Genomic DNA, 9,855 nt, shown 5'->3' with positions numbered 1-9,855 from the left:
AATCATAGTCTTGCTGTTTTTTTCGACCTCGCTGAGTTCCGCCTTCGCTGTCGCGCTCAAGCTGTCGAACTTGCTCCCCAGGTTGTTGTTGATCTTCTCTAGCTCGTCCTTGATCGCTTGATTGTTTATTTGAAACTCTTTGCTCAGAAACTCCTGATTCTGTTTCATTTCGCTTTGTAACACTCTGATGGCCGTCTTCATCTCGGCCAAAGTTTTGTTTGTATGCAGCTTGTGTGTTTCGATGTCGTTCTCTAATTTGCTCAGCAATGTCATCGAAGTTAAGCTCATTTCCTGCTGCACGTCTTGGCTCGTCTGTTTGATCTGTTCGAGCTCTTGTTCGATCATCATCTCTTTGTTCATGTTTTCTTTCAAAAACGTCGAGAGATAGCCCTCTGTCGTTCTGAGACGCAAGATCATCTCCTGGTATAACTGCTGTAACTGTTGTAACTCCTCTTTCTGTTGAACCTGCTGTTTCTCTTTCTCTTGTAACTTGTCTTTCAAAGCCATGTAAAATCGTCTCCTTCTCATACGCCAACCCTAATTTAGTGCCACGTACCTTTTTATTCGATTCTAGATGCTCATACGTGATGTTTTTACCTCTTAAAGCCGCCTGGACGCCCTGGTCTTTTAAACGTTCCTGGAACTCTTCAAAACTAGCTGTCTGCTCCTTGGCTTGATCAATGGCCGTTCGAATTTCATCCTTCCAACTAGACTCACCTTTCTCAAGTAATGACTGTTCAGCTAATGTGTACCGAACATCGGCCGAGCGCTCTTCTACAATGGACAGCCCATGTTCCTTACACAGTTCATCACTTATTTTGCGCACATGGTCAATAGCCTCTTGGCCATGTGCATGAAACTTTCGGCCATCTTCATAGTTCACCGCATTAATCACAATGTGGTTATGAATATGATCTTTATCTGTGTGCGTATAGACGGCAAGCTCATGACCTTTTGCCAACTTCTCAGCCAGTTGTAACCCAATTTTATTGGCTTGTTGGGGATCCACCTCATCTGGTTTGAATGATTGAATGATATGATGGGCTTGTATGCCGCCGTTCTTGCCCCATATTTCCCTTGTAGCCTTAAATTGGTTCCGAACATAGTCCACATCGCAATCAAGCGAATTTGATACCTCAGAGCGCTTCTCAGCGTACTTCAGTAACGCATTGGCATTTTTCGTCGTACTTAGCTTAATTGTTGCCATGCTGCAGCCAATCCCTTTTTAATTTCGTCGAGATTGTATACCAATCTCTCAAGCTCCTGTTCACTCAATTGTTCAATGTCTCGTGCATTGCACCATCTCGCAATCTGGTTCACATTGGTACCCACGGCACGCAATTCCTTCGCAATTGCTAGAGCACCCTCACGATTGATCTTCGGCTGTCGTACACGGGTACCCTGTGCCTTTGCTTTCACAAAGGCAGGCACCGTCATTCCTACGTTATCCGCCATCAGCGATAGCCGTTCGAATTCCTCCTCAGTGACACGGAACTTCACCTGTTTAGGCTCGTTCCTACGCTCGCCTTTCGTCTCGCTCATCCCTTTATTCCTCCTTATGTTCACCTACTGGACGTGGTGAACTTGGTGTAAAATTCCAGCTGTATGCTTCCATAATACACCAAACATTCGGAATAAGGCAAGCTCTACAATTGGTACCCAATTGAGCTTGGTTATGCCTGGCATAACAATCCCCCCAACCCCCTTTTCAAGGGGGAGCCAAACCGCGGACGCTGTCCACACCTGCCAAAGGAAAGCTCCTTTGGAATGGCTTCTACAAACACCCCCAACCCCCTCAAAACTTTGAGGGGGCTCCCTCGCCGGTTGGCGTCAAACAAACGTGGTTGTTTGAGTGCCAAGAGGGTTTGGGTGTAGTGACGTTGTCAATTCCTTAATGCTCCCTACGGTCCGCTTACCATTGACAACGCAGCTTATCTTCCCCTTTGTTTTGGGGTAGAGGCTGGCTTCTTATGTTTTTAAGTGTAATGCTCACCTTAAAGTAAGATGAACATTTTTGGACGGCCGAGCTGGCGGTTCGGCAGGTATACTTGCTCAAACAAGCCGATTCCCTAACTCCTTCGTTTTGGGTATGTCGGCTTGGCGAGAGATCCAAACCTGCCGAAATTTTTTATGCAAGGAGAAAAGAGTGGAGATTTTTTAAGTGTGTTTCTTAAAAAATACGACTCGTACCTTGTATGAAAAATAGCTTACATTTATAGAGATCTAAAATAAAAGTAATTTCTTCTTATTACAAATTACCAGCTATATTTTGACTGAATATACTACCATTTTTACTGTTAGTTGTACTTCTTTCATTGGTGATATTCATAAAGTTTCCTGTATTAGCTGATCCTGAACCTACTTTTGTTGTATCTGCACTTTTTGGTGCAATCTTAAAACAATCACCAAATTCAACTGTTGGTGCTGATCCAGATAAGCTACCAATATTTACTGCACCTACGACAGATGGCATTTTTATCTTCTCCTCCGTTATAAATTAGTATTTGATTCTAAAAATCTAAAGGAAAATAAGTTGTAGTCTATTTAAATTAATAAAGATCAAGCATTAGAGTGAAACAAGTCTAATGCTTGATCTTTAAAAAGAATTATAAACAGTTGAGGAGCTAAAAGGAATTACTAGAAAAGCAACTAGCTTATACTATTGTATTCAGCATAATCTATATAGGTAACTTGCCTTCATAAATCATTTTTGAGATTAAATTTATTTCATTATGAGTAAACTATTGAAGATGTTTCCAATGAGCATCGTCCATAACAATTCCTATTCCCTGTAAGTACTAAAAAAAGCCACTGGGGTACCCCAGTGGCTTTTTTTAATCTAACAATCCTTTTTCCTTAAAAACTTTTCTTAGTGCTTCATTTATTAGTTCAGATTTATAACTTTTTGGAACTCGATCAATAATGCTTAAAACATCATTATCGAAATAAAAACCTCGATACACTCTTTTTGAACGATCTTTTGGATTTTGTAGTAACAAATCAATTGCATCTACTGTGCTAGCTTTTGAAGAACTAGTGCTAGTACTTTCACTTTCATTTAGATAGCTAATACTAGCTGCTACTTCGCTATTGGCTAGCTTTTGTTCTGCTGGCATTTTACTGTTTTTAGAGATAAGAGTACTAAAATCAACATCCAAAGGCTCTGATTCTTCTCCAACATAGCGATAAATGCTTTCCTTACTGTCCCATTCATAACCTAATTTCTTAATCTTTGATTGAATGGTACGAGTACTTACACCATACTGATCAGCTAATTCTTTAATGGTGATTTCTTTCATCATAATGCCATTTAACATCTTTTTTACTAGCATCCTACTAGCCCCCATTCTCGTTTTAAAAGTATAGTACTAGTATTCAAATGCAAAGTAATATTTCCTGCTATTACTTCCTTTATTTATTAACATAAAATGTACTGTAAGAAACAAGTTTAAATTTTTCTTTTAAGCATTCTTGTGATAATGTAGGGAAAATAAAAAAATTATTGGGTCTGTTTAACTGAAAATTCCCCATAATAGGCAGGTGTACGTTTATTTATGAGTATAGATGAAATCAAAAAAATGCTTAGAATCTTAATTGAATATGAAAATAGCAAAATTATACATACTATACCTGGATTTATTAGATTAATATATTGTAAGGAATCTCGGTGTTTTCAAGTAACTACTCTTATAAATGGCGAAATTTCATTTTATTACGATGTAGATACTGCTTCTCAAGCCCTCTATACAATTTTAAGCACTATCAAAAGAGATTAAATTCTAGTCATCATAATGAATTCTATTTTAATAAAGAACTTGTTAAAAAATTATTGAAAAACTTAGTGATTAACTTCTTATGGCACATATACATAGTATTGATTAGGACAGTAATTTAGCTGTCTATTGCCAAAGAGGAGGGTGAAAAATTGTCTAAGATATGTATTATTGGAAACGGTTGTGCTGGTAAGACTACACTAGGAAAAAAGTTAAGCCAAGATCTTTCACTTCCATTCTTTGAAATGGATGAAAAACTTAAATTTTTAAAAACAGCTCCTTTTCCTACTAGGCAACAAATCAGACATTTCTCAAGAGAACTAAACAAATTATTAGATAAAGATAAATGGATAGTAGAAGGTTGGGGTTATAAAGAAACTTATGAAGAAAGATTTAAAAAAGCAGATATTATTATTTTTCTAGATGTACCTTTTCAAGTGTGTTTAGAACGCTGTCATAAAAGGTTAGGTACAAATGACTTAGAAGTTCTAAAACGAGGTGTAACAAAGTTAAATATATTTGATAAACATGTACGTCCATTGCTATTAAAACTAATTCAAAAATATAAAGATGACTCAGAAAAAATAATTCTAGAGATTGATCAGGATTTTAAATATGAGGATGTACTGAGACAAATTAACATGAATGCAGTGCCTATTAATAAGCAATCTGAATATCAAACAATAATTTGAGCAAACTACTCAAGATGCCAATAGGTGTCATTGGATAAAGTCGTGTAATAAGAAAAAACCACCTTAGAGAGAAGGTGGGTTTTTCTATTTTTAAGCTGTATAAGATATACAAAGGTAGTTAATATAATCAACATTATAGGTAGTCATAAAAAATTATATGTACATATATAATTAGTAAGATAAACCCTATGTTAGATTCAATAACCTGCAGAATCTCTAATCTGTGGGGTTTTTCCTTGTACTTAGATCCTCTTATTCACATTTAATAATGAAATAGGCACCTATCTTTACAACTTGAATAGCTTATATATAGGCTATTTTAAATTTAAAACAGATAGGATGATTCTATTGTTCTTTCATACAAAAGAACTTCAATATCACTCAAAACCCGATCGTCCAGATCCATTATTTGCAAAGCAATTGCAAGAAGTTTTAGGCGGACAATTTGGTGAAATCTCTGTAGCACTGCAGTATCTATTCCAAGGATGGAGTGTACGAGGTAACGGTAAATATAAAGATTTACTTATGGATACAGGAGCTGAAGAACTAGCTCATATTGAAATGTTAGCTACAATGATTGCCAGACTTCTTGATGGAGCACCCATTGGAGATCTAGAGAAAGCAGCTCAAGATCCTATTATCGGAGCTATTCTTGGGGGAATGAATCCCCAACATGCTATTGTTTCTGGTCTTGGTGCCATGCCAACTGATAGTGTTGGAAACAAATGGACTGCAGATTACATTATAGCAAGTGGTAACCTTCTCGCAGATTTTCGAGCGAACTTAAACGCAGAGTCACAAGGTCGCCTCCAAGTTGTACGCCTCTACGAATCCACTAGTGACCGTGGAGTAAAAGATATGCTATCCTGGTTAATTGCTCGAGATACGATGCATCAAAATCAATGGATTGCAGCAATTAAAGAACTAGAAGAAAAAGAAAATGTAGTTGTTCCAAGTACATTCCCTCGACACTTGGAAAAACGGGAAGTATCTCATGTTCTCTTTAATTTTTCTGAGGGAGAGAAAAGTGCTACTGGACGTTGGGCAAGTGGTCCTAGTATGGATGGAGAAGGAGTATTCCAATATGTACAATGTCCAGAAGGATTTGGTGGTAAACCAAAATTAAAACCAGCTCCTCCATATATTCATGATACCCCACCTCAAGATTTAAGAAGACATGATAATCCTTCTCCTCCTCCTCACTTAGCTTAAATTAAAAAGAATAGGATTAAAACAGTTGAGCAAACTACTTATGATGTGCAAAAACATCAAAACTAACTTCTAATTATGTCGCGGAAAAAACTCCTGGTCCCTGATGAGCCGGTAGTTTTTTCTGTTTTCAATAAGTATTACCAAAACGAAAACACCCTGACTATATTTTAAATAGTCAGGGTGTTTTGCCTCTACTTTTGAAGATTTAGTCCCAAAAGAAGATTAGCTTTTCCGAGTTCTATAGTATATGAAAATCAGCAGTAGTTAAGAACCAGTATTTATAATACAAAATGAATTTGCGTAAACTATCTACGATGCTCTAAAATGCATTAAATAAATACACCTCGTATAAAGCCAGTGAAAGAACCACTTTTTCAACTGGTTTTATATATTGGTACAGGTTATAAAAAGAACAAACGTACATATTCTTATAACAAGAAGTAAAAATAACTTCGGGGTTTTATAATTGAACTAAAAGAAAGTCTACTGAGATCCCCAGTAGACTTTCTTTTTTATGATGTATAGTTACTGACTATGTTAAGCAAACTACTCAAGATGGATTGGATCATCACTTTACGACTACCTTTCAAGAAACAGAAGAAGCTGCTGTTGAGCCCAGCAGTTTTTTCTATTTTTACGCTGTATATGATATACAACATCAGTTTACATAATCACTCTTTCCGGAACACATCATTAAAAAGAACCCTTGGGAGACAAGGGTTTCAAAACAGCCACCTTTATAGCAGTATGCAGCTTTTTATACATCCTTGACGCGTAAGGGTTTCATACTAGGGCATAACCCAAACGAATGTATAAAAAGTGCACCTTTTATTCATATGCTCAAAGTTGCCTTACATTGATTTAATTATAAAATAGTTGTAAAATTATTCTGACTACTTTTATGATTTGTAATGTTGTCAAAACCCTTAAGATAAAAGGATACCTGATTTTAAAAATAGGTATCCTTTTATTTTTTTTAGCCTTCAGGCTAACATTTTTCTAACGAAAAAATTATAAAAAGATCCTTGCAATTCTAGTGGCGAATTGCTACTAAACAATAGTGATAATAGAGAGAAAGTTTTAAAAGTGGTGTTAAGCCTTGGTATGACTGAGTTTGTTGGACTTTTTGGGGTGTCATGAAAACATGACACCTAAATATTTCCAATATAAATAAAAAGACCGTACCAAATTGATACGGCCTAGATAGTTTTATTTAAAAAAATCTAACTGGTAAATTTACTTTTTTTCCATTCTGATCTTTAAGTTTTTTTAAAGAATGCTGAAATGATCTATTAACGGATTAATCTGTTAAAAAATCAAAGAGAAGCTGCTATGTAATATGTCCGTTAGACTGGAGCTTCTTTTTATACATATGTTCTTATGGATAAATATCGTATATAGAGGGGAAATATGGTACTATTTAAACGAATTGATTTTTTACACTTTCATAAGTGTATCCCTAAAAGGCAACCTCTTTCCAATGCCATTGAGATGAGGTTGTCTTTTTCATTTCTTCTAACATAAATAATTTATCTATTTACTGAAAGAAACTATCTATGAGAGGAAAGGAAAGTATTACAGCTAAAAGTATAGAAATCGTATTAATCCACCATTTATCTGTTAAGCTCATAATCCAAAAGCCAGCAGGTATAAAAAACAAACATTCTGAAACAATGGCATTCACCTTCACCATTTCCGGTAAAACAATAATTGATAAATAATACCCAATAGTTAATATTATAGAATTTTTGAGTACAGTGAAATACATACTAGCTAACACTCCATATTATTTTTAAAAATAGTATGGTTGATAGGCTTGAAAATTATTCTTTCTCTAAGTCCTGTTCATGCTTTTTTATTTTCTTTAAGACACTAACATCTTATTAGAGGGTGTTATAATAGTTATGACCCTTAATAAATTGGAGGTTATAACTGTTATGTACATGGAATTCTATGAAAAAGTAGATGGATTAGCAAGAGCTATTGGAGTCACGACTTCAACTGCAAAGAAATATTATTTACTTTTTGAAGAACATGGTTATAACTTTAAACGTAATCAGCAAGGACAACTCTTGTTTTCACAAGATGATATAAATCTATTTAAAGAATTAATGCTTTTAAAAAATGAAAAAGGTATGACCGTTTCAAAGGCTGTAAAGGAAATTGCAAAAGGCAAAGTTATAACTGACACAACCGATATAACCGACATAACTGTTACAACAGAAGATATAACGGTTATAACTAATCAAGTCACAACGGTTATGACTGAGCTAGAAGAGTTAAAAAAGTTAGTGAAGAACCAAAATGAAATTATAGAGAAACAACAAGAAGACTTTAAAAAACAGTTTTTAAAACAAGAGTCATACATAAAAGATAGTTTAGAACAACGAGATAAAACATTGATTTCAACATTAAGAGAAATGCAAGAATCACAAAAAGAAATAGCTGCTAGTTTGTCAGAAGAAAAAAACAAGAAGAAATGGTGGCAATTATGGTTACGTTAAACTACTCAAATAGATTGGGTAGTTTTTTTAATTAAAAGATGACCGTCTTGAGACGGTTTTTTTAGCCTTTAGGCTATTAATTTTCTAACGAAAAAATTATAAAAAGACCCTTGCAATTCTATAAGCGAATTGCTATTTAAATAGAGAGTGAGAGTAAAATAACCCCTAAGGCAGTAATAAACCCTTTAATACCAAGGGTTTATACTGATTTTCGTAGTTACCGAATTAGATAACTATAGTTACCGAATTAGATAACTACGAAAATATAAAAAAAAGTAACCCTTAAAAAAGGGTCACTGGAAAATTTTTAAATAAAGGCTTAGCATTAGCAAAAAGTGCTTTTAAAGTTGTTTCTATATTGTCTCGTTCTCCACTGTAAATAATATTCGGGTTAATAAACAAGGCATATGTACGGGCATTATTCCCTTCTGTTTTTTGACCTTGAGCTTTAACAACTACTCCTTTATCAACTAACTGATTTACAATTCTACTAACCTTGGGCGCACTAGTTTTTAATCTTTCAGCAATAGCCTTCTGTGTCAATGGAACTGCACTTCTAGAGTGAATATTATCTACAATACAGTTACTTTTAAATTGCATATATCTTTGAATACGAAGTAAGAAGAGCATCTGTTCATCAGTAAAATAATCATTTTCTAAAGCATAATCCCAATTATCCTGAATAAATTGAGCAAATTTCACTTTTGATTTTGGAGAACGTTTAGTTCCAACGTAAATCTCCTTTCCTCCAGTCGCTTTACTTAATACTTCTATAGCTTTGTTAACATCATCCTGATCAACGCCATGATAGTCTTCTTTAAATTTTTCTTTTTCATTTTCTAAATCTCTTAACCTAGCATTTTGTTCAGCATCATCAAAATTAATTTTGAATTTTCTTTTTTTCAATTGTTAATTCCTCTCCTCTAGCAGGAATTAACCGTCCTGTGTTAAAATAAAATTAATTAAATAGGTTGCACAACAACAAGAGGTTAATCCCTCGAAATGTTTTGTTAAAAGTCCTCTGGCCCGCTAAAACTAGAGGACTTTTCTTATTTTTAATTTTAAATCATCTACACCTTTATTTCATTGATTATTTATTTCTTTATACTTCTTGATTCTGCAGGTATTTCTTTCTCATATAACCTTCTTAAAGCTAAACGTATAACATCATTTTGAGTAATGGGTCTAAAACTAAAATCATTAAAGTCATTAAATGAATTAATTAACTCCTGAACCATTACTAATTCATCTTCGTCAAGCCTTATGGAAGTGGTTTTTAACGTCTTTTTCTCTGTCATGTTAATACCTCCAACTTCTTCTATATACAACATTATACAATTTAATCTAATCAATCGCAATGCAATGCAATGTAATCAATTAGATTATAACGAAAGCTGTTATTTGACAAGTTAAATTAATTAAAATGTTATCCTAACTCTATACCAAACAACCCAAAGAACCACTTAAACAAGAAGAATACAGGTACCATAAAGATTGCTGCACCAGCTCCATACTTCACCCAGTCTAACCAACCATTAAACGCCACACCTAACTTAGCGTTCGAAATCATAGTCTTGCTGTTTTTTTCGACCTCGCTGAGTTCCGCCTTCGCTGTCGCGCTCAAGCTGTCGAACTTGCTCCCCAGGTTGTTGTTGATCTTCTCTAGCTCGTCCT

At 34.8% G+C, this 9,855-nt stretch carries 10 protein-coding genes; 3 read left to right on the top strand and 7 right to left on the bottom strand.

What is annotated here, in order from left to right; genetic code table 11:
* The 4 genes from LJC66_RS27095 to LJC66_RS27080 form a co-directional block, all read right to left on the bottom strand.
* Positions 1 to 1,207: relaxase/mobilization nuclease domain-containing protein (locus LJC66_RS27095; protein ID WP_230933895.1), on the bottom strand; the 1,207-nt coding region annotated here is incomplete at its 3' end.
* The gene (locus LJC66_RS27090) at positions 1,189 to 1,542 is read right to left on the bottom strand and encodes a plasmid mobilization protein (RefSeq protein ID WP_012209755.1); all 354 of its coding nucleotides are present in this window, start codon (positions 1,540 to 1,542) and stop codon (positions 1,189 to 1,191) included. The genes LJC66_RS27095 and LJC66_RS27090, both read right to left, overlap by 19 nt.
* Before the next feature lie 706 nt (positions 1,543 to 2,248).
* Positions 2,249 to 2,473, bottom strand: a complete 225-nt coding sequence (locus tag LJC66_RS27085) for a spore germination protein (protein WP_098966931.1) — start codon at positions 2,471 to 2,473, stop codon at positions 2,249 to 2,251.
* A 361-nt stretch (positions 2,474 to 2,834) separates the two neighbouring features.
* The gene (locus tag LJC66_RS27080) at positions 2,835 to 3,332 is read right to left on the bottom strand and encodes an HTH domain-containing protein (protein ID WP_230933894.1); all 498 of its coding nucleotides are present in this window, start codon (positions 3,330 to 3,332) and stop codon (positions 2,835 to 2,837) included.
* A 593-nt stretch (positions 3,333 to 3,925) separates the two neighbouring features.
* On the opposite strand from LJC66_RS27080, the gene LJC66_RS27075 reads away from it, so the two are divergent.
* The 3 genes from LJC66_RS27075 (at position 3,926) to LJC66_RS27065 (ending at position 8,181) form a co-directional block, all read left to right on the top strand.
* Positions 3,926 to 4,465 (top strand): shikimate kinase, encoded by a 540-nt coding sequence (locus LJC66_RS27075; RefSeq protein ID WP_051421164.1) that lies wholly within the window; start codon positions 3,926 to 3,928, stop codon positions 4,463 to 4,465.
* Between the two features lie 348 nt (positions 4,466 to 4,813).
* On the top strand, positions 4,814 to 5,677 hold the full coding sequence (locus tag LJC66_RS27070) for a manganese catalase (protein ID WP_230933893.1): 864 nt from the start codon (positions 4,814 to 4,816) through the stop codon (positions 5,675 to 5,677).
* Between the two features lie 1,937 nt (positions 5,678 to 7,614).
* Positions 7,615 to 8,181, top strand: a complete 567-nt coding sequence (locus LJC66_RS27065) for a DUF3967 domain-containing protein (RefSeq protein WP_230933892.1) — start codon at positions 7,615 to 7,617, stop codon at positions 8,179 to 8,181.
* 282 nt (positions 8,182 to 8,463) lie between these two features.
* Here the strand turns inward: LJC66_RS27065 and LJC66_RS27060 are convergent, their stop codons facing one another.
* The 3 genes from LJC66_RS27060 to LJC66_RS27050 form a co-directional block, all read right to left on the bottom strand.
* Entirely contained in the window at positions 8,464 to 9,087 is a 624-nt protein-coding gene (locus LJC66_RS27060) for a MarR family transcriptional regulator (protein WP_230933891.1), read from the bottom strand.
* A gap of 188 nt (positions 9,088 to 9,275) precedes the next feature.
* Positions 9,276 to 9,479 (bottom strand): hypothetical protein, encoded by a 204-nt coding sequence (locus LJC66_RS27055; RefSeq protein WP_102194869.1) that lies wholly within the window; start codon positions 9,477 to 9,479, stop codon positions 9,276 to 9,278.
* A gap of 128 nt (positions 9,480 to 9,607) precedes the next feature.
* Entirely contained in the window at positions 9,608 to 9,751 is a 144-nt protein-coding gene (locus LJC66_RS27050; RefSeq protein WP_205665451.1) for a hypothetical protein, read from the bottom strand.
* Positions 9,752 to 9,855 lie beyond the last annotated feature (104 nt).

Origin of the sequence: Priestia sp. TSO9 (genome assembly GCF_021029645.1) — a bacterium.
Taxonomy (GTDB): domain Bacteria; phylum Bacillota; class Bacilli; order Bacillales; family Bacillaceae_H; genus Priestia; species Priestia megaterium_E.
This window is presented reverse-complemented; position numbering and strand designations above follow the sequence as displayed.